At 61.6% G+C, this 24,289-nt stretch carries 24 protein-coding genes; 8 read left to right on the forward strand and 16 right to left on the reverse strand.

The window, feature by feature from the left end; translation table 11 throughout:
* Positions 1 to 18: 18 nt before the first annotated feature.
* Together ptsP and BFN10_RS15495 are read right to left on the reverse strand one after the other, a co-directional pair.
* Complete coding sequence (ptsP, locus tag BFN10_RS15490) at positions 19 to 2,298, reverse strand: phosphoenolpyruvate--protein phosphotransferase (protein WP_071490411.1); 2,280 nt, start codon at positions 2,296 to 2,298, stop codon at positions 19 to 21.
* Positions 2,299 to 2,320: 22 nt separating this feature from the next.
* The gene (locus BFN10_RS15495) at positions 2,321 to 2,800 is read right to left on the reverse strand and encodes an RNA pyrophosphohydrolase (protein ID WP_003176750.1); all 480 of its coding nucleotides are present in this window, start codon (positions 2,798 to 2,800) and stop codon (positions 2,321 to 2,323) included.
* Positions 2,801 to 2,943: 143 nt separating this feature from the next.
* On the opposite strand from BFN10_RS15495, the gene BFN10_RS15500 reads away from it, so the two are divergent.
* On the forward strand, positions 2,944 to 3,600 hold the full coding sequence (locus tag BFN10_RS15500; RefSeq protein WP_071490412.1) for a histidinol-phosphatase: 657 nt from the start codon (positions 2,944 to 2,946) through the stop codon (positions 3,598 to 3,600).
* A gap of 102 nt (positions 3,601 to 3,702) precedes the next feature.
* Here BFN10_RS15500 and BFN10_RS15505 read toward each other — a convergent pair whose 3' ends face one another.
* Both BFN10_RS15505 and ilvA read right to left on the reverse strand, forming a co-directional pair.
* Complete coding sequence (locus BFN10_RS15505) at positions 3,703 to 4,116, reverse strand: DUF2269 family protein (RefSeq protein ID WP_071490413.1); 414 nt, start codon at positions 4,114 to 4,116, stop codon at positions 3,703 to 3,705.
* Between the two features lie 40 nt (positions 4,117 to 4,156).
* A complete protein-coding gene (ilvA, locus tag BFN10_RS15510) occupies positions 4,157 to 5,671 on the reverse strand; it encodes a threonine ammonia-lyase, biosynthetic (RefSeq protein ID WP_071490414.1) in 1,515 nt (504 codons plus the stop codon).
* A gap of 137 nt (positions 5,672 to 5,808) precedes the next feature.
* Here ilvA and rpiA point away from each other — a divergent pair, with 137 nt between their 5' ends.
* Positions 5,809 to 6,483 carry a ribose-5-phosphate isomerase RpiA gene (rpiA, locus tag BFN10_RS15515; protein ID WP_016979019.1) on the forward strand — a complete coding sequence of 225 codons (675 nt, stop codon included), beginning with the start codon at positions 5,809 to 5,811 and terminating at the stop codon, positions 6,481 to 6,483.
* On the opposite strand, the gene BFN10_RS15520 is transcribed toward rpiA, so the two are convergent.
* The 4 genes from BFN10_RS15520 to BFN10_RS15535 form a co-directional block, all read right to left on the reverse strand.
* Positions 6,470 to 7,378 (reverse strand): SdiA-regulated domain-containing protein, encoded by a 909-nt coding sequence (locus tag BFN10_RS15520; protein ID WP_071490415.1) that lies wholly within the window; start codon positions 7,376 to 7,378, stop codon positions 6,470 to 6,472. The genes rpiA and BFN10_RS15520 overlap by 14 nt on opposite strands.
* Before the next feature lie 122 nt (positions 7,379 to 7,500).
* Positions 7,501 to 8,427: an SdiA-regulated domain-containing protein gene (locus BFN10_RS15525; protein ID WP_071490416.1), complete on the reverse strand. Its 927-nt coding sequence runs from the start codon at positions 8,425 to 8,427 to the stop codon at positions 7,501 to 7,503.
* A gap of 227 nt (positions 8,428 to 8,654) precedes the next feature.
* The gene (locus BFN10_RS15530) at positions 8,655 to 9,320 is read right to left on the reverse strand and encodes a fumarylacetoacetate hydrolase family protein (protein ID WP_071490417.1); all 666 of its coding nucleotides are present in this window, start codon (positions 9,318 to 9,320) and stop codon (positions 8,655 to 8,657) included.
* 21 nt (positions 9,321 to 9,341) lie between these two features.
* Entirely contained in the window at positions 9,342 to 10,736 is a 1,395-nt protein-coding gene (locus BFN10_RS15535; protein WP_016979015.1) for an FAD-binding oxidoreductase, read from the reverse strand.
* Between the two features lie 205 nt (positions 10,737 to 10,941).
* Between BFN10_RS15535 and serA the strand changes: the two genes are divergently transcribed.
* Positions 10,942 to 12,171 (forward strand): phosphoglycerate dehydrogenase, encoded by a 1,230-nt coding sequence (gene serA / locus BFN10_RS15540; protein ID WP_071490418.1) that lies wholly within the window; start codon positions 10,942 to 10,944, stop codon positions 12,169 to 12,171.
* 64 nt (positions 12,172 to 12,235) lie between these two features.
* Here the strand turns inward: serA and BFN10_RS15545 are convergent, their stop codons facing one another.
* Complete coding sequence (locus BFN10_RS15545) at positions 12,236 to 12,676, reverse strand: DUF4399 domain-containing protein (RefSeq protein WP_058426501.1); 441 nt, start codon at positions 12,674 to 12,676, stop codon at positions 12,236 to 12,238.
* Positions 12,677 to 12,810: 134 nt separating this feature from the next.
* Here BFN10_RS15545 and BFN10_RS15550 point away from each other — a divergent pair, with 134 nt between their 5' ends.
* Complete coding sequence (locus BFN10_RS15550; RefSeq protein WP_071490419.1) at positions 12,811 to 13,338, forward strand: transporter substrate-binding domain-containing protein; 528 nt, start codon at positions 12,811 to 12,813, stop codon at positions 13,336 to 13,338.
* On the opposite strand, the gene BFN10_RS15555 is transcribed toward BFN10_RS15550, so the two are convergent.
* Together BFN10_RS15555 and BFN10_RS15560 are read right to left on the reverse strand one after the other, a co-directional pair.
* Positions 13,289 to 13,771: a 2-thiouracil desulfurase family protein gene (locus tag BFN10_RS15555; protein ID WP_071490420.1), complete on the reverse strand. Its 483-nt coding sequence runs from the start codon at positions 13,769 to 13,771 to the stop codon at positions 13,289 to 13,291. The genes BFN10_RS15550 and BFN10_RS15555 overlap by 50 nt on opposite strands.
* Before the next feature lie 2 nt (positions 13,772 to 13,773).
* On the reverse strand, positions 13,774 to 14,406 hold the full coding sequence (locus tag BFN10_RS15560) for a 2OG-Fe(II) oxygenase (RefSeq protein ID WP_071490421.1): 633 nt from the start codon (positions 14,404 to 14,406) through the stop codon (positions 13,774 to 13,776).
* Between the two features lie 131 nt (positions 14,407 to 14,537).
* On the opposite strand from BFN10_RS15560, the gene BFN10_RS15565 reads away from it, so the two are divergent.
* Positions 14,538 to 15,290 carry a DUF2059 domain-containing protein gene (locus BFN10_RS15565; RefSeq protein WP_071490422.1) on the forward strand — a complete coding sequence of 251 codons (753 nt, stop codon included), beginning with the start codon at positions 14,538 to 14,540 and terminating at the stop codon, positions 15,288 to 15,290.
* Between the two features lie 42 nt (positions 15,291 to 15,332).
* Here BFN10_RS15565 and bipL read toward each other — a convergent pair whose 3' ends face one another.
* Positions 15,333 to 16,256, reverse strand: a complete 924-nt coding sequence (gene bipL, locus BFN10_RS15570) for a phospholipase BipL (RefSeq protein WP_071490482.1) — start codon at positions 16,254 to 16,256, stop codon at positions 15,333 to 15,335.
* Between the two features lie 99 nt (positions 16,257 to 16,355).
* Between bipL and BFN10_RS15575 the strand changes: the two genes are divergently transcribed.
* Positions 16,356 to 16,931, forward strand: a complete 576-nt coding sequence (locus BFN10_RS15575) for a DUF6436 domain-containing protein (RefSeq protein WP_071490423.1) — start codon at positions 16,356 to 16,358, stop codon at positions 16,929 to 16,931.
* 28 nt (positions 16,932 to 16,959) lie between these two features.
* Positions 16,960 to 19,323 carry a penicillin acylase family protein gene (locus BFN10_RS15580; RefSeq protein ID WP_071490424.1) on the forward strand — a complete coding sequence of 788 codons (2,364 nt, stop codon included), beginning with the start codon at positions 16,960 to 16,962 and terminating at the stop codon, positions 19,321 to 19,323.
* Positions 19,324 to 19,330: 7 nt separating this feature from the next.
* Here BFN10_RS15580 and BFN10_RS15585 read toward each other — a convergent pair whose 3' ends face one another.
* Positions 19,331 to 20,296, reverse strand: coding sequence for a GlxA family transcriptional regulator (locus BFN10_RS15585; RefSeq protein ID WP_071490425.1), 966 nt, complete (start codon positions 20,294 to 20,296; stop codon positions 19,331 to 19,333).
* 276 nt (positions 20,297 to 20,572) lie between these two features.
* Between BFN10_RS15585 and BFN10_RS15590 the strand changes: the two genes are divergently transcribed.
* Positions 20,573 to 21,211, forward strand: a complete 639-nt coding sequence (locus tag BFN10_RS15590; RefSeq protein ID WP_071490426.1) for an HD domain-containing protein — start codon at positions 20,573 to 20,575, stop codon at positions 21,209 to 21,211.
* A 102-nt stretch (positions 21,212 to 21,313) separates the two neighbouring features.
* Here the strand turns inward: BFN10_RS15590 and BFN10_RS15595 are convergent, their stop codons facing one another.
* Genes BFN10_RS15595 through BFN10_RS15605 form a run of 3 tightly spaced genes read right to left on the reverse strand, consistent with a single transcriptional unit; the run spans position 21,314 to position 24,254 of the window.
* Positions 21,314 to 22,198, reverse strand: a complete 885-nt coding sequence (locus BFN10_RS15595; RefSeq protein WP_058426490.1) for an ABC transporter permease subunit — start codon at positions 22,196 to 22,198, stop codon at positions 21,314 to 21,316.
* Positions 22,195 to 23,115, reverse strand: coding sequence for an ABC transporter permease subunit (locus tag BFN10_RS15600; RefSeq protein ID WP_058426489.1), 921 nt, complete (start codon positions 23,113 to 23,115; stop codon positions 22,195 to 22,197). Before BFN10_RS15600 ends, BFN10_RS15595 begins: the two co-directional genes overlap by 4 nt.
* Positions 23,112 to 24,254 carry an ABC transporter ATP-binding protein gene (locus tag BFN10_RS15605; RefSeq protein ID WP_071490427.1) on the reverse strand — a complete coding sequence of 381 codons (1,143 nt, stop codon included), beginning with the start codon at positions 24,252 to 24,254 and terminating at the stop codon, positions 23,112 to 23,114. Before BFN10_RS15605 ends, BFN10_RS15600 begins: the two co-directional genes overlap by 4 nt.
* Positions 24,255 to 24,289 lie beyond the last annotated feature (35 nt).

Consider the following 24,289-nt stretch of genomic DNA (forward strand, 5'->3'; position numbering starts at 1 on the left):
CCCCACCCTCCCACATTTTCAAAGGTTTTTGGCAGAGGCCGGGTTGATCATCCGCGTCAGTCCCAGGTTTTTCAGGGCTAACTGCAACGAGCTGTGGATAACTTGCGGGTTGTCGATGGTCATCAACTTCGCCAGCAGCTCCTTGGCCATGCTCAGCTCCACCTGGCGCAGCATCCACTTCACCTTCGGCAAGTTGGTGGCGTTCATCGACAGGCTGTCAAAGCCCATCGCCATCAACAGCACCGCCGCCGCCGGGTCACCAGCCATTTCGCCGCAGATGCTCACCGGCTTGCCTTCGGCATGGGCGTCGCGTACCACATGTTGCAGGGCTTGCAGCACCGCCGGGTGCAGGTAGTCGTAGAGGTCGGCCACCCGTGGGTTGTTACGGTCCACAGCCAGCAGGTATTGAGTCAGGTCGTTGGACCCCACTGACAGGAAGTCCACCTGCCGCGCCAGTTCCTTGGCCTGGTACACCGCCGCCGGAATCTCGATCATCACGCCAATCGGCGGCATCGGTACGTCGGCGCCTTCGTCGCGTACTTCGCCCCAGGCGCGGTGGATCAGGTGCAGCGCCTCTTCCAGCTCATGGGTGCCGGAGATCATGGGCAGCAAGATGCGCAGGTTGTTCAGGCCTTCGCTGGCCTTGAGCATGGCGCGGGTCTGAACCAGGAAGATTTCCGGGTGATCGAGGGTGACGCGAATGCCGCGCCAGCCGAGGAACGGGTTGTCCTCTTTGATCGGGAAATACGACAGTGACTTGTCGCCGCCGATGTCCAGGCTGCGCATGGTCACCGGCAACGGATGGAAGGCCTGCAGTTGCTCGCGATAGATCGCCAGTTGCTCCTTCTCACTCGGGAAACGCTGGTTGATCATGAACGGCACTTCGGTGCGGTAAAGCCCCACCCCTTCGGCGCCACGCTGTTGCGCACGGGCCACGTCGGCGAGCAGGCCGGTATTCACCAGCAGCGGCACACGGTGACCATCGGTGGTCACGCATGGCAACTCGCGCAATGAATCGAGGCCCAGCGCCAGTTGCTTCTCTTCCTCGACCACTTCGGCGTATTGCTTGCGCAGCACTTCGCTGGGGTTGGTGAAGACTTCGCCGCGATGGCCATCGACAATCATGTCGATACCATCCACCTTGGAATACGGCAGGTCCACCAGGCCCATCACCGTCGGGATGCCCATGGCCCGAGCCAGGATCGCGACGTGGGAGTTACCCGAGCCGAGTACCGACACCAGGCCGACCAGTTTGCCTTCCGGCACTTCGCCAAGCATCGTCGCGGTCAGCTCTTCGCTGATCAGGATGGTGTTGTCGGGGTAGACCAGGTTGGTGGTGCGATCTTCCTGCAGGTACGCCAGCAGACGGCGACCGAGGTCGCGCACATCCGAGGCCCGTTCGCGCAGGTAGGCGTCGTCCATCAGTTCGAAACGGTTGACGTGATCGGTGACCACCTGGCGCAGCGCACCCTGGGCCCACTGGCCGGTCTTGATCACGGTCTTGACTTCATTACCCAGCGACGCGTCGTCAAGCATCATCTGGTACACGTCGAACAGCGCGCGCTCTTCGGGGCGCAGTTGGGTGGCCAGCTTGGTCGACAGGTTGCGCATGTCGGCGCGAACGCCTTCCAGGGCGGTCTTGAACAGTTTGATTTCAGCGTCGATGTCGGTGACGACCTTGTCCGGCACCACGTCCAGATCCGCCGGCGGCAGCATGACCACCGCCGTACCAACCGCAGCGCCTGGCGAACCGGGTACACCAACGAACTTGGCTTCCTGGATACCCTTGCCTTCGCGCCCCAGGCCGCGAATCGAGCCAGTGGCCTCGGCGTGAGCGATAACCCCGGCGAGCTGCGCGCTCATGGTCACGAGGAAGGCTTCTTCACCTTCGTCGAACTGACGGCGCTCTTTCTGCTGGATGACCAACACGCCGACGACGCGGCGGTGGTGAATGATCGGTGCCCCAAGGAACGAGGCGTAACGCTCTTCACCGGTTTCGGCAAAGTAGCGATAACGCGGGTGATCGGCCGCGTTTTCAAGGTTCAGGGGTTCTTCACGCGTCCCCACCAGGCCCACCAGACCTTCATTGGGCGCCATGCTGACCTTGCCGATGGAGCGCTTGTTCAAGCCCTCCGTGGCCATCAGCACAAAACGGTTGGTCTCGGGGTCCAGCAGGTAAACCGAGCAGACCTGGCTGCCCATGGCTTCCTTGACGCGCAACACAATAATCCCCAACGCCGCCTTGAGATCCTTGGCGGAGTTAACTTCCTGGACGATCTTGCGCAGCGTATTGAGCATGGCTCGGGGTCGAACTCCGTCGTCAGTCGCGCGCTAAAAGGCGCGGGGCAAGCTCTTTGAGCGCGCGACGATAAACCTCGCGCTTGAATGTCACCACCTGGCCCAACGGATACCAATAGCTGACCCAGCGCCAGCCATCGAACTCCGGTTTACCGGTCAAATCCATCCGCACCCGCTGCTCGTTGGAGATCAGGCGCAGGAGAAACCATTTCTGCTTCTGGCCGATACACAGCGGTTGGCTGTGGGTACGCACCAGGCGTTGCGGCAAACGATAGCGCAACCAGCCACGGGTACAGGCCAGAATCTGCACATCTTCGCGCTCAAGGCCGACTTCTTCGTTCAACTCGCGGTACAAGGCGTCTTCAGGGGTCTCGTCGGGGTTGATTCCACCTTGAGGAAACTGCCAGGCATCTTGGTTGATTCGGCGAGCCCATAGCACCTGTCCGGCATCATTCGTAAGAATAATCCCGACATTAGGACGGAAACCATCGGGGTCGATCACGGCAACAACCTCGCAAACGCATGTCGCCGCATTGTTCCACAAAGGTTGATGAAGCGGCAACGAGGCTTCGTACCTTATGTGCACTCTTGTGAAAAGACCGTATTCTGGACGCCTTTTTACAGACTTTTCAGCGAGTAACTGCAATGCGCCTGGCTTTATTCGACTTGGACAACACCCTTCTCGGCGGTGACAGCGATCACGCCTGGGGCGATTACCTCTGTGAACGCGGGATTCTCGACCCGGTGGCCTACAAGGCCCGCAACGACGAGTTCTACCAGGATTACCTGGCCGGCAAGCTGGACAACGCCGCCTACCTGAACTTCTGCCTGGAGATCCTCGGCCGCACCGAGATCACCCAGTTGAACGAATGGCACAACGACTATATGCGCGACTGCATCGAGCCGATCATGCTGCCGCTGGCCATTGAGCTGCTGGCCAAACACCGCGCCGCCGGTGACAAGTTGGTCATCATCACCGCCACCAACCGTTTCGTCACCGCGCCGATTGCCGCACGCCTGGGCGTTGAAACCTTGATCGCCACCGAGTGCGAGATGGAAAACGGCCGCTACACCGGGCGCAGCACCGATGTGCCGTGCTTCCGTGAAGGAAAGGTGACGCGCTTGAACCGCTGGCTGGAAGAAACCGGGTACAGCCTGGAAGACAGCTATTTCTATAGCGACTCGATGAACGACTTGCCGCTGCTGGAGAAAGTGACTCACCCGGTGGCGGTGGATCCGGATCCGAACCTGCGGGCCGAGGCCGAGAAGCGCGGCTGGCCGGTGATCACGCTGCGCAGCTGATGAAGCCATCGGGGGCAAGCCCCCTCCCACACTTGATCGGGTTCACACGGCCAAAATGTGGGAGGGGGCTTGCCCCCGATGCAGACGACTCGGTCCAAAGCCTTAAACCGGCTTGGCGCCCATCAGACCGGCAATCGCCACAAACCCCACCAGACTGACCACCGCCAGCACCAGCGTGAAGTTCAGGCTACCGCCCTCACCTTTGCGCAGGCGATTGAGCCGCGCCACCAGCCAGAACCAGGCCAGCGCCGCCACGGTATAGAGGATGCTGGAACCCAGGATCCAGGTCTGGCCCAGCGGCCAGCCAACCAGGTGCACCAGCCACCAGCCGGTAAACGGCATGCTGACCACGCACACGCCCATCAGCAACCAGACGAACGCCCACGGGCGCTGCACGGTCACCGCCGGGCCGGCGCTGCGTTTGCGCCAGGCCAGCAGCGCCAGGCCAAGGCCACTGAGCAGCAACACCACGGTGGCTGCCATGTGGATAACTTTCAGGGTGGTCAGGGTTTCCATGTGTCGTTTTCCTTGAAGGCCGCCCCTTCAGCGTAGTCGCTCAACCGAGGAACAGTTTGTAGGCCGGGTTATCGCTTTCATCCCAGTACGGGTAGCCGATGGCTTCCAGGGCGGCCGGTACCAGGTGACGTTCATCCGCCGGCACTTGCAGGCCGGCGACCACACGGCCGTCTGCTGCGCCGTGGTTGCGATAGTGGAACATTGAGATGTTCCAGCGCCCGCCCAATTTGTTAAGAAAGTTGAACAACGCCCCCGGACGCTCCGGAAACTCGAAGCGCAACACCACTTCATCGCTGACCTTGGCCGCGTGCCCGCCCACCATGTGACGAATGTGCAACTTGGCCAGTTCGTTCTCGGTCAGGTCCAGCACCGGGAACCCCTGGTGGGTCAGGCTGGCGATCAGGGCACTGCGCGGATCATTTTCCGGATGGGTCTGCACGCCGACAAAGATGTGCGCCTCGCTGCCGGAGTGGTAGCGGTAGTTGAATTCGGTGATCTGGCGTTTACCCACGGCCTCGCAGAACGCCTTGAAGCTGCCGGGCTTCTCAGGGATGGTCACGGCGATGATGGCTTCGCGGCCTTCACCCAGCTCGGCGCGTTCGGCCACGTGGCGCAGGCGGTCGAAGTTGACGTTGGCGCCGGAGTCGATGGCGACCAGAGTCTGTCCGGTGACGCCACGGGTCTCGACGTACTTCTTGATCCCGGCCACGCCCAAAGCCCCTGCCGGCTCGGTGATGGAACGGGTATCGTCGTAGATGTCCTTGATCGCCGCACAGATCTCGTCGGTGTTCACGGTGATCACTTCATCCACATAGTCCTTGCAGATGTCGAAGGTGTGCTGGCCGATCTGCGCCACCGCCACGCCATCGGCAAAGATGCCCACGGTCGGCAGCACAACGCGCTCGCCAGCAGCCATGGCGGCTTGCAGGCAGTTGGAGTCGTCCGGCTCGACGCCGATGATCTTGATCTCGGGGCGCAGGTATTTCACGTACGCCGCAATACCGGCGATCAGCCCGCCGCCGCCCACCGGTACGAAAATCGCGTCCAGCGGCCCTGGATGCTGGCGCAGGATCTCCATCGCCACGGTGCCCTGCCCGGCAATGGTGTGCGGATCATCGTAGGGGTGGATATACACGTAGCCTTTTTCGTCGACCAGTTTGAGCGAGTAGGCCAGGGCTTCCGGGAACGAATCGCCATGCAGCACCACTTTGCCGCCACGGGAGCGCACGCCTTCGACCTTGATTTCAGGCGTGGTCTTGGGCATCACGATGGTGGCCTTGACCCCCAGCACCTTCGCCGCCAGGGCCAGGCCCTGGGCATGGTTGCCGGCCGACGCGGTGACCACGCCGCGCGCACGTTCTTCGGCGCTCAGTTGGGTCAGCTTGTTATAGGCGCCGCGAATCTTGAACGAGAACACCGGTTGCAAGTCTTCACGCTTGAGCCAGACCTGGTTGCCCAGCCGCTCGGAGAGCTGACGGGCGGTCTGCAACGGGGTTTCTACGGCAACGTCGTAAACGCGCGAGGTGAGGATCTTTTTGACGTACTGTTCAAGCATCGGCGGATATCACTGGGCGGGTTGGGCAGGGCCAAGGAGTCTAACCCAGCGTTTGGGCGGGCGACCACACGAATCCAGAGGTTTTGTTGGGTTATACTCGCGCCCCTCGATAACTCCCCGCCCGTTCCGGAGCCCGCATGACCCAGGATCAACTCAAACAGGCAGTGGCCCAGGCCGCCGTCGATTTAATCCTTCCTAAACTCGACGACAAGAGCATCGTCGGTGTCGGCACCGGCTCCACCGCCAACTGCTTTATCGATGCACTGGCCCAGCACAAGGGCGCATTCGATGGCGCCGTGGCCAGCTCCGAAGCCACCGCCGCACGCCTCAAGGGCCACGGCATTCCGGTGTACGAGCTCAACACCGTGAGCGACCTGGAGTTCTACATCGACGGCGCCGATGAAAGCGACGAACACCTGAACCTGATCAAGGGCGGCGGCGCAGCCCTGACCCGCGAGAAGATCGTCGCGGCCGTGGCCAAGACCTTCATCTGCATCGCCGACGCCAGCAAGCTGGTGCCGGTGCTCGGTGCCTTCCCGTTACCAGTGGAAGTGATCCCGATGGCCCGCAGCCACGTGGCCCGCGAGCTGGTGAAGCTGGGCGGCGACCCGGTGTACCGTGAGGGCGTGCTGACCGACAACGGCAACATTATCCTCGACGTGTTCAACATGCAGATCACCAATCCGGTGGAGCTTGAAACGCAGATCAACGCGATTGTCGGCGTGGTCACCAACGGCCTGTTCGCGGCGCGTCCGGCCGATGTGCTGCTGCTGGGCACCGCCGAAGGCGTCAAAACCCTCAAGGCTTCTTGAAGACGTAGAACAGGTTCGGCTCGCTGACGAGGTACAGCGCGCCCTCGTCATCCATGGCGATGCCTTCGGCCTGCGGCACTCGCTTCGTCAGGCCATGACGTCCGTTGAGCAGTGACAGACTGCTCAACGGGCGACCGTCGATATCCAGTTCCAGCACCAGAAACGACTCATCCGACAGCGCCAGCAGATGGCCGCTGCGCTCATCGTATTGCAGGCTCGACAGGTCACGCACAAACAACCCGGCATCGCGCTTGGGGTTATTGATCACGTGTACCGAGTAGGTTTTTTCCGGTTTGAAATGCGGGAAGCCATGCACCTCATAGATCAGCATCGGGTCGCGCTCCTTGGCCACGAACAGGCGCTTGCCCACCGAGTCGTAGGCCAGGCCTTCAAAGCCCTTGTTGCCACCGACGTGCAGGCCCAGGGTCATCTGCTCCGCGTCAGCGGCGTCGAGGAATTGGGTGTCATCGTCCACATGCACCTTGATCAGCCGCTGCTGGCGCTCATCGCTGATGACATAGATGTTGTCGCTGATGAACTCCACGGCTTCGGCATCGCCGAACCCGATCAAGGGGATGCGCCGCAAGATCTTGCCTTCCAGGGACAACTCGATCAGCTCGGCGTTTTTATTGGTGACGGTGAACAGGCTTTTGCGCACCGGGTCGTAGGTCAGGGCCGAGACATCGTCGTCGAGCCCCTCAATGGCCTGGGCTTCCAGCGTGACGCGGTAGTCCGCCAGCCCGATGGAGTGTTCGTCCGCTGGCTGGCGCCATACCTGCCAATTGAACCAGGCACGTTCGAACAGGCGAAAATGCTGCGCAACGGCCCCGGCGCTGACCAGGGCGATCAGCGCAAGCATGATGAACAGGGGTTTGGGGCGGGCTAGTCGTTGCATCGGGGGGGGGCTCAAATTCAAAAGTGGCGAATGAATATCACGCCCGTCTGAATTTAAACTTAAACACGCCCGGATGTCTGGCAGATGCCGCTCACAGAGACATATCTGACGTAATCGGTGTGCTATTTCTGCTTTTCGAATCGGTAGAACAGGTTTGGCTCACTGACGATGTACAGCGTGCCCTCCTCGTCCATGGTCACCCCTTCGGCACGGGGAATGGTGTGCTTGAGGCCGTTGAAACCGCCGAGCAGGGTCATGAAGCTGACTTGCTGGCCCTTCTCGTCCAGCTCCAGCAACAGATGGGAGTCGGCCGACAGCACCAGCAAATGCCCGGTACGCGGGTCGACGGACAGGGCCGAGAGGTTGCGCATGTCCAGTTCTTTGCTCGCCAGCGTGTGTTTATCGCCCGCCAGGGTCGGGCCGCCGTCGCTTTTCCAGGTAAACAGCGCGGGCGGGCGCTCTTCGCCAAGGATCAACTGCTGGTTACGCTTGTCCCAGGTGATGGCTTCGAAGGCCTTGTTCTGGTCCTTGGACGGGCCGAGGTCATAGCTGGTGAAGTCGGCCTTGTTCAGTTGGGTGGTGCTCGCATCGACCTTGACGATGGTCAGGGTGTGCTGGCGCTCGTCGACCACTGCCAACAGGCCATTCTCCATCACGGTCACGCCTTCCGGGTTGTCCCAGCCGTTGAGCGGCATCTTGCGCAATACATCGCCTTGCAGGCTCAACTCGGCCAGGAACGGGTTTTTGCCCATCACGGAAAACAGGGTTTTGGTCTGTGGGTTGTAGGCAACGTCTGACGCTTCGTCCTTCTCCATCCCCGGCAAGAGCTTGCCATCAATGACCGCATGGTAGTCCGGCAGCCATACACTCTGCTGGCGTTCAGCCGGCGTCTCAAAGCGCTCCAGCACCCACAACACACCGCGATCATCCCAGTGCAGGGCCCAGGCCACGCCATACAGGATCACCCCTGTCAGCAACAGCCAGGAATACCAGCGCATGGCAAAACGAGAACGCGGCTTGGGTGAAGCGGAGGGCAGGGACACGGCCATTGGGCGCTTTTTCCGGAAAGTCAGCGTTAGGTGATAGCACAGGAACAACGGGCCTGCGCGAACGAGGCTGAGGATTATCCGGATGGCGTGTGAAAAAAATGCAAAAGCCTGGGATGTGGGAGGGGGCTTGCCCCCGATTGCTGAGTGTCAGGCAACAGATGTTTGACTGATAAACCGCCATCGGGGGCAAGCCACCTCCCACAATTTTGACCGCGTTTTGTCTGTGCTTAACGAACAACGCTTTCAAAACGATGCTGGCCCGCCAGTTCCAGCACCAACTCATCCCCCACATTCAGCGGGCCTACACCGGCCGGGGTGCCGGTGAGGATCACGTCGCCCGCCTGCAGCGAGAAGCAGCCGGCCATGTGCTGGATCATCGGGATGATCGGGTTGAGCATCTGCGCGCTGTTGCCGTCCTGGCGCACCTCGCCATTGATGGTCAGGCGGATGCCGATGTCGGTCACGTCCGCAAAGGTACTGCCCACCACGAACGGCGCAATCACCGCCGCGCCGTCGAAGGATTTGGCGATTTCCCACGGCAGGCCCTTGGCTTTCAACTCGGCCTGCTTGTCGCGCAGGGTCAGGTCCAGGGCCGGGGCGAAGCCGGAGATGGCATCCAGCACTTCTTCACGGCTGGGCTTGTTCGACAATGGTTTGCCGATCAACACCGCGATCTCCGCTTCGTAATGCACCGAACCGCGCTCGGTGGGGATAGTGAAACTGTCGCCCAACGGCACCACACAGCTGCCCGGCTTGATGAACAGCAACGGTTCGGTCGGTACCGGGTTGTCCAGTTCCTTGGCATGTTCGGCGTAGTTACGCCCGATACACACCACTTTCCCCACCGGAAAGTGGATGTTGGTGCCGTCGACATACTTGTGCTGGTAGCTCATGGAACGACTCCTTCAGGGCGATTAAACAGCGAAGATCTTGCCAGGGTTCATGATCCCGTTCGGGTCGAACACTGCTTTGACAGCCTTCATGTATTCGATTTCAACCGGCGAGCGACTGTAGGTCAGGTAATCGCGCTTGGTCATGCCAACGCCGTGTTCAGCGGAGATCGAGCCGTTGTATTTCTCGACGGTTTCGAACACCCACTTGTTCACAGTGGCGCATTTGGCAAAGAACTCGTCCTTGCTCAGGTTTTCCGGCTTGAGGATGTTCAGGTGCAGGTTGCCGTCGCCGATGTGGCCGAACCAGACGATTTCGAAGTCCGGATAGTGCTCGCCGACGATCGCGTCAATTTCCTTCAAGAACGCCGGTACTTTGGAGACAGTCACCGAAATATCGTTCTTGTATGGGGTCCAGTGGGAAATGGTCTCGGAGATGTACTCGCGCAGTTTCCACAGGTTGTGCAGCTGGGTTTCACTCTGGCTCATCACACCGTCCAGCACCCAGCCTTGTTCCACGCAGTGCTCGAAGGTTTCCAGTGCGTGGTTGGCGACTTCTTCGGTGGTGGCTTCGAATTCCAGCAGCGCATAGAACGGGCACTCGGTTTCGAACGGCGCCGGCACGTCGCCACGGCCCATGACCTTGGCCAGGGCCTTGTCGGAGAAGAACTCGAAGGCGGTCAGGTCCAGCTTGCTCTGGAACGCGTGCAATACCGGCATGATCGAATCAAAGTCAGTAGTGCCGAGCACCATGGCGGTGAGGTTTTTCGGCGCACGATCCAGGCGCATGGTGGCTTCGACCACAAAGCCCAGGGTGCCTTCGGCGCCGATGAACAGTTGGCGCATGTCGTAGCCGGTAGCGTTCTTGATCAGGTCGCGGTTCAGCTCCAGTACATCGCCCTTGCCGGTGACGACCTTCATGCCGGCCACCCAGTTGCGGGTCATGCCGTAGCGAATGACCTTGATTCCGCCGGCATTGGTGCCGATGTTGCCGCCAATCTGGCTGGAACCCGACGACGCGAAGTCCACCGGGTAGTACAGGCCTTTTTCTTCGGCAACGTTCTGCAATTGCTTGGTGACCACGCCCGGCTGGCACACGGCGGTGCGGTCGGTGAGGTTCACGTCGAGGATCTGGTTCATGTAGTCGAACGACACCACCACTTCGCCATTGGCCGCCACGGCAGCGGCCGACAGGCCAGTACGCCCACCGGATGGCACCAGCGCCACCTTGTGGGTATTGGCCCAACGCACGATGGCCTGGACCTGCTCGGTGGTCTTGGGGAAGACGATGGCGGTCGGGGCGGGTGCGAAGTGCTTGGTCCAATCCTTGCCGTAAGCCTCCAGGGAGTCTGCATCGGTCAGCACTTTGCCGGGCTCAACCAGGGTCTTTAGCTCATCAATCAGGGCAGGATGGGTCATCGACAGAACTCTCGAACAATTCATGGTCATCCTGAGAACGCTTCACGTCGCAGGAATGAGTGTTTAGCGGGGCGCGTATGCTAGCATACCGCCCCCGCAGGACAGAGCCCAAGGGCGTTTCTGCGGTGACGGCTTTCCTGCCGTCCGGGTCAGCTTAAGCGATCCGATTCCCTGCCATTTTTCTCCGGGATACAGGTTTACGCAGATGAGCAAGACTTCTCTCGATAAGAGCAAGATCAAGTTCCTTCTTCTGGAAGGCGTCCACCCATCGGCCGTCGAAGTACTGAAGGCCGCCGGGTACTCCAGCATTGAGTACATCACCAGTTCTCTGCCGGAAGCCCAGCTCAAGGAAAAGATCGCCGACGCGCACTTTATCGGCATTCGCTCCCGCACTCAGCTGACCGAAGAAATCTTCGATCACGCCAAGAAACTCGTGGCGGTCGGCTGTTTCTGCATCGGCACCAACCAGGTCGACCTCTCTGCTGCGCGCGAGCGCGGCATCGCGGTGTTCAACGCACCGTACTCCAACACCCGTTCCGTGGCGGAGCTGGTGCTGGCCGAGGCCATCCTGTTGTTGCGCGGCATTCCCGAGAAGAACGCTTCCTGCCACCGTGGCGGCTGGATCAAGAGCGCGGCCAACTCCTTCGAGATCCGCGGCAAGAAGCTGGGCATCGTCGGTTACGGCTCGATCGGCACTCAGTTGTCGGTCCTGGCTGAAGGCCTCGGTATGCAGGTGTTCTTCTACGACACCCTGACCAAGCTGCCATTGGGCAACGCCACCCAAGTGGCCAGCCTGACCGAGCTGCTGGGCATGTCCGACATCGTGACCCTGCACGTTCCGGAAACCGCCGAGACCCAGTGGATGATCGGCGAGAAGGAAATCCGCGCCATCAAGAAGGGCGGCATCCTGATCAACGCCGCACGCGGCACCGTGGTCGAGCTGGACGCCCTGGCCGATGCGATCAAGGACAAGCACCTGATCGGCGCCGCCATCGACGTGTTCCCGGTTGAGCCTCGCTCCAACGACGACATCTTCGAAAGCCCGCTGCGTGGCCTGGACAACGTGATCCTGACCCCGCACATCGGCGGTTCCACCGCTGAAGCCCAAGCCAACATTGGCCTGGAAGTGGCCGAGAAGCTGGTCAAGTACAGCGACAACGGTACCTCGGTATCGTCCGTGAACTTCCCGGAAGTGGCCCTGCCGGCTCACCCTGGCAAACACCGTCTGCTGCACATCCACCAGAACATCCCTGGCGTGATGATGGAGATCAACAAGGTCTTCGCGGAAAACGGCATCAACATCTCCGGTCAGTTCCTGCAGACCAACGAGAAGGTCGGCTACGTGGTGATCGACGTCGACGCCGAGTACTCGGACCTGGCGCAAGAGAAGCTGCAGCACATCAACGGCACTATCCGTAGCCGCGTGTTGTTCTAAGGTTTCGACCGCACCACGAAAAAGGGAGCCCCTCGGGGCTCCCTTTTTTGCATCTGAACAAATCTTACTTGACGTTAACCGTGATCACTTTCGAGGCTACAGTGGGCTCGAACTGGCGGTGCACGTTATCGCCCGCCACCAGCTGCAAGGTGTGCTTGCCTGGGGCCAGTGTCAGTTCGGTTTCGGTTTGCGCCTTGCCGAAATGGATAGAGGTGGCGGTGGCCGGGATCGCCTCGTCTGCTTTGAGCGACGTCACGTCCTGGTCGACCAGCAGGTGATGGTGACCGGCACCGGGCACCTGCTTGTCGATCGGTTCCAGGTCCAACCCCTTCACGCCAAACTTGACGGTGAAGGTCTTGTCGACGGTGGCGCCATCTTTGGGCGAGACGATAAACACCTCGGCGCCCTTGGGTGCGGGGGTGCGGGGAACATCAGCAGCGTTTGCCAACATCGAAGCACCCAGCATCAGGGAGGCCAGGGTGGCACGGGACAAAAGGGCTTTCATTCGCTTCTCCAGTTTTTCTGTGAAATCTGTAGGGTTAAGACAACTTCGCGACAAATTGCTGTCCAAGGCACTCAACACCATAGCAAAGCGATGCTGACCGGCGCCTCGCACATAAAAATTCTCTAGGAGTGACCATGCGCTTTTCGCCTGGCCTGTTACTGCTGCTTCCCCTTCTGAGCCCCCTGGCTCACGCCGAACTGGTCGATGATGTGTTCGATCGTGGCGAACTGCGCATCGCCCTTGAAGCCAATACACCTCCGTTCAACTTCAAGGAAGGCGACAAACTCACCGGTTTCGAAGTGGAACTGGGTGAGCTGCTGGCAAAGGAAATGGATGTGCGCTCCTCGTTCATCACCACCGATGACGTCGACTTGCTGCCCGGCGTGGCAACCGGCAAGTACGACGTGGCCATCAACCATATCGCTAAGACTGCCGACCTTGAGGATCAGTTCGATTTCAGCGAGGTTTATCGCGAGAAGCCTGATTTGGTGATCCCGTTCCAGAAGGGTAACCCGGCGTTCAAGACGAGCCTGGACGGCGCGCTGAAGCGGGTGAAGGAGGATGGCCGGTTAAAGGCGCTGTCGCAGAAGTGGTTTGAAGGAGAAACCCCGACTACAGCCGCGCCAGTGCCCGCGCAGCCTCAGGCAGCTCCAGCTCACTGAACACCTGCACGCCGTGGCGCTTGAGCAGTGCCGCGGTTACGCCCTCGCCACTCACTTTCACGCCGGTAAAAGTGCCGTCATAGGTGAGCAGGTTGCCACAGGACGGGCTATTGGCCTTGAGCACGGCGATGCGGATAGCGTGGCGTTGAACCAGAGCCAGTGCCTGGCGGGCACCATCAAGGAACGCTGCGCTGAAATCTTCGCCCTCGGCCGTCAGCACCTGGGCACGCCCCTCCCACACATCCACACCCTGCCCGCCTGGGATCTCGGCAGCAGGTCGTGGCGTTGGCAAACCACCCGACACTTCCGGGCAGATCGCAACCACACGCCCCTCGGCCTGCCACGCGGCTAACTGGTCGAACGGCCCGCTGGCGCCACCGTCATAACGCACCTTGTGCCCGAGCAGGCAGCGGCTGATCAGAATCTTTTGCATGCTCAGAACGGCTCGTTGCCCCGCCGGCGAAACCAGCCGGTGAGGGACAGGCGTTCGCGCGTGGCGGGCATCACTTCGTGGGGCACCTCGCCCGACAGGAACACCACCAGGCTACCGCCGGTGGGCACCACGTCATATTCGACGCCGTTTTTGAGGTACATGCGCAACTGGCCGCCATGTTCGGGCAGCCAGGCATCGTTCAAGTAGATCACCGCCGAGACCATGCGCCGGTCATCGTCACGGAAACGATCCAGGTGCTTGAGGTAAAACGCCCCCGGCGGGTACATCGCGAAATGGCTTTCGAAGTCTTCCAGGCCCAGGAACAGGCCACGGTTCATGGCCAGGCGCAGGCTGTCCATCACCGCCATATAGGTGTCGCAAACCGCCGCATCGCCCTCTTCCAGCCACTGGATGTGGTCACCGCGAATGCCTTCACGGATCTCCTGGCTCGGGCCGCGCCCTACCGCTGCCGGGGCCAGCTCACCTTCGGCCTTGCGTTTACGGCACTCAGCCGCCAGTTCCAGGGTCAGAGCCTGGGGCAGGAAGCCGTCCTGTCGGGACCAGCCCTTTTCGGCCAGGTCGTCGACAATACGTTGCAGCAAGGGGTGATCGAAGGGCATTTGCATGGCGCGCATAGTATCCATACGCCTGTGAATCCGACAGAGCCGCCGAGCGTCTGAATACACTTTAGTCAGGTGACTGATAGGACTTCTCGACAAATCCTACGCCCGACACGGACAATAGTGGCCGACTGACAGGAGTCCCTATGCGTCGTTTGTTTTTTTCCTTGCTGATGTTCTGCGTTTTGCCCGCCTGGGCAGACGGCCATGACCAGTTGTACAAGGTCGCCGGCTGGGCCGAACAACGTGCGCATTTCAATGACGCCCTCAGTGCCGCCCAGCAACGCTATCGCAATAGCCTGCCGCCGGCGGTGTACCAGGCGCTGGTGGACAACAGCAATAAACGCTTTGCCGCCCAGGCCATGGACCAGCGTGCCGAAGCGCAATTGCGCAAACACCTGGCGGACCCTGCGCCTGCCTTGGCGTTTTTCCAATCGCCCCTGGGCCGCAAGATTGTCGCCGCCGAATTGCTCGCCACCCGCCGTGACCAACTGGCGAAAAACGCCCAGGGTTTGCCGAAAATCGAAGCCGGCGCCACACGCAGCCTGATCATCGGCCACCTGGCCCAGGCCCTGCCGGCCCGTGAAGCCGGCGCGGAAGTCAGCCTGGCGATTGCCGGCGTGGCGGCCGACAGCCTGAGCCAGATGATCCCCGGCCTGCTGGGCGGCGGCCAGGCCCAAGGCATGTTGAATGGTCAACGTGAACGGTTGATGCAGCAGATCGACAAGGATCTGAACAACACGCTGCTGTACGTCTATCGGGATCTGTCCGACCCGGAGTTGGAAGAATTCGCGACGTTTGCGGAGTCGCCGGAAGGTAAGGCGTATTACCAGGCAGCCCTTGCCGCTATTCGCGCGGGCCTGGCGGTCGGCCAAAGCACCTCAAGCCTTGCGCAGTAAAAAATGTGGGAGGGGCAAGCACCCTCCCACATTTGGATCGTCTTAGTTCAGGTGCTGGGTGAGATACCTGAAGTACTGCTCGCGAATCTCCGGAATCTCATTGGCCAAGTGATGCCTGCCACGCGGCAGCATCAACACCTCCGGCTGGTCGAACTTGCTCCGCAACACCTGCAGGTTGTGCTGCCAGTCCACCGTCATGTCTTCTTCACCCTGCACGATCACCGGCCGCCGAGGGCTGCGCGGTGCGGCTTCGATGTGTTTGATCCAGCGCGCCAAGGCGCCCACCCAGGCGGTCGGCAACTGGCGCGGCTGCAGCGGGTCGGCTTCAAGGAACGGTTTGAACGCGGGGTCGTTGGTGTTTTCGCTGAACCGCCGCGCAATGCCTTTGACGAAGGGGCGCAGCAGGTAATAGCTGACCTGCGACCAGCCCCACGCACGCGGCCGCACCAGGGGGGACAGCAGGAAGGTCTTGCCCTGGGCGGGGCTGTCGGCGCCGTGGTTGAGCAGGTGGTCCACCACCACCGCGCCGCCGGTGCTTTGCCCGAACAGGTGCCAGGGTTGTGGTAATTGCAGGGCTTCGGCCTGGCTAAACAGGGCCTGCACCACGTGCTGGTACACCGCAAAATCGTCGATGCTGGCACGCGCGCCGCTGGACAGCCCATGCCCGGGCAGATCGCAGGCGATCAACACGAAGCCCTGGTCCAGCGCCCACTTCACCACATGACGGTACAGCCCCATGTGGTCGTAGAAGCCGTGGAACATGAACATCGTGGCCACCGGTGTGGGCGGCCACCACACTTGCGCGACCACCTCGAATCCATCCACCTCGAAGCGCCCCAGGCGACTCACCGCCTGGTCCAGCCCATAGAAACGCTGGTAGACCCGTGCCTCGGCTGAAAGCGGTTGCGCATCCACCAGGGGCTGCAAGCTTTCGCGCAGATGATCGGGGTCAAAGGTGACGGGCATAAAGGCTTCCAGACTGGCGGCGAAGATGAATATCGAGCTGCGATATTCATCTGTCAGGACAAGCATGGCAAGCTACGCGACCTTCGAGGATACATCTGAATGCGACAGCCCTACCGCACCGCTCTATTCGCCAGCCTGATCCTGGTTATCTGCGCGGGCGTGCTGTGGGCGGCGTATGACTGGTTCCAGGGCCGCTACCTGCGCGCCTTCAGCGAACACACGGCGGTGTTTTCCGGTGACCCATTGAAGCTGCCCGCCGACCTCGCCGGCCCCGGCCCGATCCGCCTGGTGCACTTCTGGGACCCAGCCTGCCCGTGCAACGTCGGCAACCAGCAGCACCTGGGCGAGTTGATCGAGCAGTACGCGCCCCAAGGCGTCGAGTTCTACGCCCTGCAAAAGCCCGGCAGCCACGGCCAACTGCCCGACAACCTGCGCACGATGAAAACCCTCGCCGCCCTGCCCGGCGCCGACCAGGTGCCGGCCAGCCCGGCCGTGGGGATCTGGGATCGCACAGGCAAGCTCGCGTATTTCGGGCCCTACAGCGAGGGCCTCACGTGCAATTCCAGCAACAGCTTTATTGAGCCGATCCTGAAGGCCCTTGAAGTGGGGCGCGAGATAAATGCTACTCACACCCTGGCGGTGGGCTGCTATTGTTCGTGGCCAAAAGGCTCGTAACCCGCCTCTCTCTTGGTAAGGAATGTTCATGAAGCGCGTCTTGCAGGTGTTCGCGGTTCTGGTCGTGCTGGCTGCCCTTGGCGCAGGCGCATACGTCTATAGCAAGCAGCCCACCCGCCAGGGCACGGTGACGCTGGCCAACCTGCAAGGCTCGGTCACGGTGCGCTACGACGACCGTGGCGTGCCGCATATCCGCGCCGAGAACGAAACCGACCTGTATCGCGCCCTGGGCTATGTGCATGCCCAGGACCGTCTGTTCCAGATGGAAATCATGCGGCGCCTGGCGCGTGGCGAATTGGCCGAAGTGCTCGGGCCGAAGGTGCTGGAGACCGACAAACTGTTCCGCAGCCTGCGCATTCGCGACCGCGCCGCGACCTATGTGGCGCAACTGGATCATGAGTCGGCGCACTGGAAGGCCCTGCAAGCCTATCTGGACGGGATCAACCAGTATCAGGACAGCCACGCCCGTCCGATGGAGTTCGACGTGCTGGGCATCCCCAAGCGGCCGTTCACCGCCGAAGACACCATCAGCGTCGCCGGGTATATGGCCTACAGCTTTGCCGCCGCGTTTCGCACCGAGCCTTTGCTGACTTACGTACGCGACCAGTTGGGCAGCGACTACCTGAAAATCTTTGACCTCGACTGGCAGCCCAAGGGCGCCCTCAACCTCGCCGCCAGCGACTGGCAGACCCTCGGCGCCCTCGCGTCACTGAGCGAACAGGCCCTGGCCGACAACGGCCTGCCGCAGTTCGAAGGCAGTAACGCCTGGGCCATCAGCGGTAACCGTACCAAGAGCGGCAAGCCGTTGCTGGCGGGTGACCCGCATATTCGTTTCTCGGTGCCGTCGGTGTGGTACGAAGCGCAGCTGTCGGCGCCGGGTTTCGAGCTGTATGGCTATCACAACGCACTGGTGCCGATGGCATTCTTGGGACACAACCTGGATTTCGGCTGGAGCCTGACCATGTTCCAGAACGACGACCTCGACCTGATCGCCGAGAAGGTCAACCCGGACAATGCCAACCAGGTCTGGTACCACGGCCAGTGGGTCGACATGACCCGCACCGAGCAACAGATCGCGGTGAAGGGCCAGGCGCCGGTGACGTTGACCCTGCGCCAATCGCCCCACGGCCCGATCATCAATGACGTGCTCGGCGAGAACGCCGGCAAGACCCCGATTGCCATGTGGTGGGCGTTCCTCGACACCCAGAATCCGATCCTCGAAGGCTTCTACCAGCTCAACCGCGCCGACACCCTGGCCAAGGCCCGAGCCGCTGCAGCCAAGGTGTCCGCGCCGGGCCTGAATATCGTGTGGGCCAACGCCAAGGGCGATATCGGCTGGTGGGCGGCGGCGCAATTGCCGATTCGCCCGGCCGGGGTCAACCCCGGTTTCATCCTCGATGGCAGTACCGAACAGGCCGATAAACCGGGTTTCTACCCCTTCAGCGCCAACCCGCAGGAAGAAAACCCGGCACGCGGCTATGTGGTGTCGGCCAATGCTCAGCCCGCGTCGCCCACCGGTATGGAGATCCCCGGCTATTACAACCTGGCCGACCGTGGCCAGCAGTTGAATGCGCAGTTGAGCGACAAGAGCGTGAAATGGGACGTGAACAACAGCCAGGCCTTGCAACTGGGCACCACCACCGCTTTCGGCCCGCGCCTGCTGGCGCCGCTGTTGCCGGTACTGCGTGAGGTGGTCAAGGACCCGGCACAGTTGAAACTGGTGGAGCAGCTTGCACGTTGGAAAGGTGACTACCCGCTGGACTCCACCAGCGCCACGCTGTTCAACCAGTTCCTGTTCAACCTGACCGACGCGGCCTTCCACCCGAAACTCGGCGACGGCATGTTCAAGACTCTGCTCACCACCCGCGTGATCGACGCCGCCCTGCCACGCCTGGCCGCCACGCCGGACTCACCGTGGTGGGATGGCAAGCGCGCCGACACCGTCAAGCTCGCCTGGGACAACAGCCTCGCGCACCTCAAGGCCACCCTCGGCGATGACCCGGGCCAATGGCAGTGGGGCACCGCGCATACCCTGACCCACGGCCATCCATTGGGCATGCAGAAGCCTTTGGACAAGGTATTCAACGTCGGCCCGTTCCCTGCGCCGGGCACCCATGAAGTGCCGAACAACCAGTCGGCCATGATCGGCCCGGCGCCGTGGCCGGTCACCTACGGCTCCTCGACCCGCCGCTTGATCGACTTCGCCGATGCGGCTCACGCACTGACCATCAACCCGGTCGGGCAAAGTGGCGTGCCGTTTGACCGACACTACAGCGACCAGGCCGAAACCTACATCGAAGGTGGCTACGAACAGGCGCATTTCACCGATGAGGAAGTGACGGCCAATACGCGCGGGACACTGAAGCTGTTGCCCGCGCGCGCGCCGCAGTAACCGGCGCCTATACCGGCGCCGCAAAGTTAAGCCGGAACTGTTGCGGCGTCACGCCCAGGCGGCGGTTGAACACACTGCGCATGTGCTGGGCGTCGCGAAAGCCGCATTGGTAGGCCACGGTCTTGAGCGGTGCGGGGCTGCTTTCCAGCATGACCCGCGCCGCGTCCACCCGCGCCCGCTCGACAAACTCCGCCGGCGTGATCCGCGCCTCACGGGCAAACACCCGGGAGAAATTGCGTGCGCTCATGTTCGCGGCCTTGGCCAGATCGGCAATGGTCAGGTCCCCGGTCAGGTTCGCCAACACATACAACTGCACCAGCGCTACCGCCGAGGTGGTTTCGGCGTGGGGCGTCAGAAACGGGCTGAACTGCGACTGCCCGCCCGACCGCTGGGTGAACACCACCAGCCGCTTGGCCACGCTCAGCGCGACTTCCGGGCCATGATCCTGGGCCAACAGATACAACGACAGATCGATGCCCGCCGTGACCCCGGCCGAGGTGTAGAGACTGCCGTCCTGCACGTAGAGACGGTCGGCTTCGACCTGAGCCGTGGGGCACAAGCGCGCCAGATCCGCCGCATCGTTCCAGTGGGTGGTCACGGTTTTCCCGTCCAGCAGCCCGGCGCGGGCCAGCAGGAAAGCGCCGTTGCAGATCGAGCCGAAGCGCTGCGCACGCGCCGTGGCGCCACGCAACCAAGCATCGAACTCGGCGCCGAAGTCTTCGAAGGGCAACTGCGGACCACCCGCCACCAGCAGCAGGTCATACGCTTGCAACGCGTCGCTGTAGTGCCGGTGGGCCTGCAATGACAGGCCGTTGGAAGCAACCATGTTGCCGTGACCGAAGCCGATGACGTCCAACCGGTAATGATCCTGCAGCGGCAGAAAACGGTTGGCTTCGCAGAACACGTCCATGGGACCGCTCACGTCCAGTGACTGGACGCCGGGGAAGATCAGGATGGCGACGGTTTTTTGCATGGGTAGACCTTTATGTCCGGGCGAACGCAAAACCCTGCGGGAGCTGGCTTGCCTGCGATGCAAGCGACTCGGTCCATCAGGTATACCGCGGTGATGATATCGCAGCGGTGCGGCGATCCGACAAGCCAGCGCCTACATTTGACCGAGTACACCCTTGGCGTGATATGCCAGCACATTGGCCGGGATCGCTCCCCCGCCGCGATGGCCCCTTGGCGGCCACGCGAACAGACTGGACTCATCGGCGCCACCCCCGGCGCTTTGTTGAGGAGAACCACCATGACCACCACCATCGCCGGCATCCCGATTCCGGACAGCGCCCTGGCCAAGGCCACCACCGAATACATCCGCGACGTCGAATCCGACCTGCTCTACCACCACTCGCGCCGGGTATTCCTGTTCGGCGCCTTGAGCGGTGAACGCAAGCAACTGGCCTACAACCCGGAGCTGCTCTATGTCGGCGCGATGTTCCATGACCTGGGCCTGGTGGAGGGCCATCGCAGTGACAACGAGCGCTTCGAAGTCGACGGTGCCAACGCCGCGGCCGCGTTCCTCAAGCCATATGGGCTGAGCGATGACGATATTGAACAGGTGTGGCTGTCCATCGCCCTGCACACCACCCCAGGCGTGCCGCAACATTTGCGCCCGACTGTGGCACTGGTGACGGCCGGCGTTGAAATGGACGTGCTGGGCATGGACTACGCCGCGTTTTCCAGCTTGCAGCGCGAAGCCGTGGTGCATGCGCACCCACGCGGCGAGGGGTTCAAGGAGTGCATCATCTGCGCGTTTGCCGACGGCTTGCGCCATCGTCCGCAGACCACGTTCGGCAACGTGAAGACGGATGTGCTGGTGGATCAGGAGCCGGGGTTCAAGCCGATGAATTTTGTGGAGGTGATCCGCAAGTCGCCCTGGACTTGAAATGCAATCAAACGTAGGAGGGGGCTTGCCCCCGATAGCGGAGCATCAGCCACATATCCATTGGCTGACACACTGTCATCGGGGGCAAGCCCCCTCCCACATTTAGACCGGTGCAGCTGCCCGGCGCTTGTCCGGCTGCTGCCAGCCATCGGCAGCGGCTTCTTCAATCGCTTGCTGAATGGCCTTCTTGCGCATCTCTTCGGCACGCCGGCTGAAGAACCACACCAGGAAGGTCACCAGCGACACCGCCAGCAGGATCAGACTGGCCACGGCGTTGATTTCGGGTTTGACCCCAAGGCGCACCGCCGAGAACACCTCCATCGGCAAGGTCGTCGAGCCCGGGCCCGATACGAAGCTGGCAAGCACGAGGTCATCCAGGGACAACGCGAACGACATCATGCCGCCCGCCGCCAGCGACGGCGCAATCATCGGGATGGTGATCAGGAAGAACACCTTCCACGGCCGCGCCCCCAGGTCCATCGCCGCTTCTTCGATCGACAGGTCCAGCTCACGCAAGCGCGCCGACACCACCACCGCCACATACGCCGCGCAGAATGTGGTGTGGGCGATCCAGATGGTGACGATGCCACGCTCCTGGGGCCAGCCGATCATCTGCGCCATGGCCACGAACAGCAGCAACAGCGACAGACCGGTGATCACCTCGGGCATCACCAACGGCGCGGTCACCAGGCCGCCAAACAGCGTGCGGCCCTTGAACTGGCTGATGCGCGTCAGCACGAAGGCCGCCAGGGTGCCCAGCGCTACCGCGGCCACTGCCGTGTAGCAGGCGATTTCCAGGGAACGCGCCACAGAGCCCATCAACTGGGTGTTGTCCAGAAGGCCCACGTACCACTTGATCGACCAACCGCCCCACACTGTCACCAGCTTGGATTCGTTGAACGAGTAGATCACCAGGATCAGCATCGGCAGGTAGATGAACAGCAGCCCCGCCACCAGCATGAAACTCGAGAAACTGAAGCGCTTCATATCTTGCCCTCCATCTCTTTGGCTTGGCTGCGGTTGAACAGGATGATCGGCACGATCAGGATCGCCAGCATCACCACCGCCAGGGCGGAGGCCACCGGCCAGTCACGGTTGTTGAAGAACTCTTGCCACAACACTTTACCGATCATCAGGGTTTCCGGGCCGCCCAGCAGTTCCGGGATCACGAACTCGCCCACGACGGGGATGAACACCAGCATGCAACCGGCGATGATGCCGTTCTTGGACAGCGGCACGGTGATCTTCCAGAAGCTGTTGAAGGTGCTCGAACCCAGGTCCGAAGCGGCTTCCAGCAGGCTCTGGTCGTGTTTCACCAGGTTGGCGTACAGCGGCAGGATCATGAACGGCAGGTACGAATAGACCACGCCGATATACACCGCGATGTTGGTGTTGAGGATCTGCAGCGGCTCGTTGATCAAGCCGATGGACAGCAGGAAGCCATTGAGCAAACCGTTGTTGCTGAGGATGCCCATCCACGCATACACGCGGATCAGGATCGCGGTCCAGGTCGGCATCATGATCAGCAGCACCAGCACGGTCTGCATCTCTTTGCGCGCACTGGCAATGGCATAGGCCATCGGGTAGCCGATCAACAGGCACAGCAGCGTGCTGAAGAACGCCATTTTCAGCGAGCCCAGGTACGCAGCGATGTACAACTCGTCGTCGCCGAGCATCGCGTAGTTGCCCAGGTTGAGCACCAACTGCAGTTTCTGCTCAACGAAGGTGTAGATCTCGGTATACGGCGGGATCGCCACGTCGGCTTCGGCAAAACTGATCTTCAGGACGATGAAGAACGGCAGCATGAAGAACAGGAACAGCCACAGGAAGGGAATGCCAATGACCGCATGACGGCCACTGGGCGTTATTCGTTGCAGGCGGCGCTTGAGCTTCTTCATGTTCATGAGCGCAGTACCACGCCGCTGTCGTCTTCCCACCATACGTAGACCTGGTCACCCCAGGTCGGCCGCTGGCCACGGCGTTCGGCGTTGGCCACGAAGGACTGCACCAGCTTGCCGCTCGGCAGCTCCACGTAGAACACCGAGTGGCCGCCCAGGTAGGCGATGTCGTGCACCTTGCCGCTGGACCAGTTGTGCTCGCAGGTCGGCATTTCGGTGGTGACCAACAGTTTTTCCGGGCGGATGGCGTAGGTTACCGACTTGTCTTCCACCGAGGTGGCGATGCCGTAGCCCACATAGATGTCGCGGTCCAGGTCCGGGCACTTGAGCACCGCGTGGCCTTCGGCGTCATCGACCACTTGGGTGTCGAAGATGTTGACGTTGCCGATGAACTCGCACACCAGGCGGCTGGTAGGCGTTTCGTAGATGTCGATCGGGCTGCCGATCTGGGCGATCCAGCCCAGGTGCATGATCGCGATGCGCTCGGCCATGGTCATGGCCTCTTCCTGGTCGTGGGTCACCATCACGCAGGTCACGCCCACGCGCTCGATGATCTCCACCAACTCCAGTTGCATCTGCGAACGCAGCTTCTTGTCGAGGGCGCCCATGGGCTCATCGAGCAACAGCAGTTTCGGACGCTTGGCCAGGGAACGGGCCAGGGCCACACGCTGGCGCTGGCCACCGGACAACTGGTGCGGCTTGCGCTTGGCGTACTGGCTCATCTGCACCAGTTTGAGCATCTCGGCCACGCGGGCGTCGATCTCGGCCTTGGGGATCTTGTCCTGTTGCAGGCCGAAGGCGATGTTCTGCGCCACGGTCATGTGCGGGAACAGGGCGTAGGACTGGAACATCATGTTGATCGGCCGGTCGTAGGGCGGCATGTCGGTGATGTCCTCGCCGTCGAGGTAGATGCGGCCCTCGGTCGGGCGCTCGAAACCTGCGAGCATGCGCAGCAAGGTGGACTTGCCCGAACCCGAACCGCCGAGCAGGGCGAAGATCTCGCCCTTCTTGATTTCCAGGGACACATCGTCCACGGCAATCGTCTCGTCGAACTTCTTCGTGACCCGGTCGATTTTGACCAGCACCTTCTTCGGTGTCTGGTCCCCTTCGAGGGCTTTCTTATAGGCGCCGGAGGCAACTGCCATTTACGAAACTCCCAACAAAAATTTCTGTGCGCCCG

It is taken from the genome of Pseudomonas extremorientalis, from assembly GCF_001870465.1.
Lineage (GTDB): Bacteria > Pseudomonadota > Gammaproteobacteria > Pseudomonadales > Pseudomonadaceae > Aquipseudomonas > Aquipseudomonas extremorientalis.

What these genes read in the sequence shown, in the direction of transcription:
- ptsP (WP_071490411.1), bottom strand. Translation starts at nt 2,298, where the DNA reads ATGCTCAATACGCTGCGCAAGATCGTCCAGGAAGTTAACTCCGCCAAG.
- BFN10_RS15500 (WP_071490412.1), top strand. Translation starts at nt 2,944, where the DNA reads ATGCGCCTGGCTTTATTCGACTTGGACAACACCCTTCTCGGCGGTGAC.
- BFN10_RS15505 (WP_071490413.1), bottom strand. Translation starts at nt 4,116, where the DNA reads ATGGAAACCCTGACCACCCTGAAAGTTATCCACATGGCAGCCACCGTG.
- ilvA (WP_071490414.1), bottom strand. Translation starts at nt 5,671, where the DNA reads ATGCTTGAACAGTACGTCAAAAAGATCCTCACCTCGCGCGTTTACGAC.
- rpiA (WP_016979019.1), top strand. Translation starts at nt 5,809, where the DNA reads ATGACCCAGGATCAACTCAAACAGGCAGTGGCCCAGGCCGCCGTCGAT.
- BFN10_RS15520 (WP_071490415.1), bottom strand. Translation starts at nt 7,378, where the DNA reads ATGCAACGACTAGCCCGCCCCAAACCCCTGTTCATCATGCTTGCGCTG.
- BFN10_RS15525 (WP_071490416.1), bottom strand. Translation starts at nt 8,427, where the DNA reads ATGGCCGTGTCCCTGCCCTCCGCTTCACCCAAGCCGCGTTCTCGTTTT.
- BFN10_RS15530 (WP_071490417.1), bottom strand. Translation starts at nt 9,320, where the DNA reads ATGAGCTACCAGCACAAGTATGTCGACGGCACCAACATCCACTTTCCG.
- BFN10_RS15535 (WP_016979015.1), bottom strand. Translation starts at nt 10,736, where the DNA reads ATGACCCATCCTGCCCTGATTGATGAGCTAAAGACCCTGGTTGAGCCC.
- serA (WP_071490418.1), top strand. Translation starts at nt 10,942, where the DNA reads ATGAGCAAGACTTCTCTCGATAAGAGCAAGATCAAGTTCCTTCTTCTG.
- BFN10_RS15545 (WP_058426501.1), bottom strand. Translation starts at nt 12,676, where the DNA reads ATGAAAGCCCTTTTGTCCCGTGCCACCCTGGCCTCCCTGATGCTGGGT.
- BFN10_RS15550 (WP_071490419.1), top strand. Translation starts at nt 12,811, where the DNA reads ATGCGCTTTTCGCCTGGCCTGTTACTGCTGCTTCCCCTTCTGAGCCCC.
- BFN10_RS15555 (WP_071490420.1), bottom strand. Translation starts at nt 13,771, where the DNA reads ATGCAAAAGATTCTGATCAGCCGCTGCCTGCTCGGGCACAAGGTGCGT.
- BFN10_RS15560 (WP_071490421.1), bottom strand. Translation starts at nt 14,406, where the DNA reads ATGCGCGCCATGCAAATGCCCTTCGATCACCCCTTGCTGCAACGTATT.
- BFN10_RS15565 (WP_071490422.1), top strand. Translation starts at nt 14,538, where the DNA reads ATGCGTCGTTTGTTTTTTTCCTTGCTGATGTTCTGCGTTTTGCCCGCC.
- bipL (WP_071490482.1), bottom strand. Translation starts at nt 16,256, where the DNA reads ATGCCCGTCACCTTTGACCCCGATCATCTGCGCGAAAGCTTGCAGCCC.
- BFN10_RS15575 (WP_071490423.1), top strand. Translation starts at nt 16,356, where the DNA reads ATGCGACAGCCCTACCGCACCGCTCTATTCGCCAGCCTGATCCTGGTT.
- BFN10_RS15580 (WP_071490424.1), top strand. Translation starts at nt 16,960, where the DNA reads ATGAAGCGCGTCTTGCAGGTGTTCGCGGTTCTGGTCGTGCTGGCTGCC.
- BFN10_RS15585 (WP_071490425.1), bottom strand. Translation starts at nt 20,296, where the DNA reads ATGCAAAAAACCGTCGCCATCCTGATCTTCCCCGGCGTCCAGTCACTG.
- BFN10_RS15590 (WP_071490426.1), top strand. Translation starts at nt 20,573, where the DNA reads ATGACCACCACCATCGCCGGCATCCCGATTCCGGACAGCGCCCTGGCC.
- BFN10_RS15595 (WP_058426490.1), bottom strand. Translation starts at nt 22,198, where the DNA reads ATGAAGCGCTTCAGTTTCTCGAGTTTCATGCTGGTGGCGGGGCTGCTG.
- BFN10_RS15600 (WP_058426489.1), bottom strand. Translation starts at nt 23,115, where the DNA reads ATGAACATGAAGAAGCTCAAGCGCCGCCTGCAACGAATAACGCCCAGT.
- BFN10_RS15605 (WP_071490427.1), bottom strand. Translation starts at nt 24,254, where the DNA reads ATGGCAGTTGCCTCCGGCGCCTATAAGAAAGCCCTCGAAGGGGACCAG.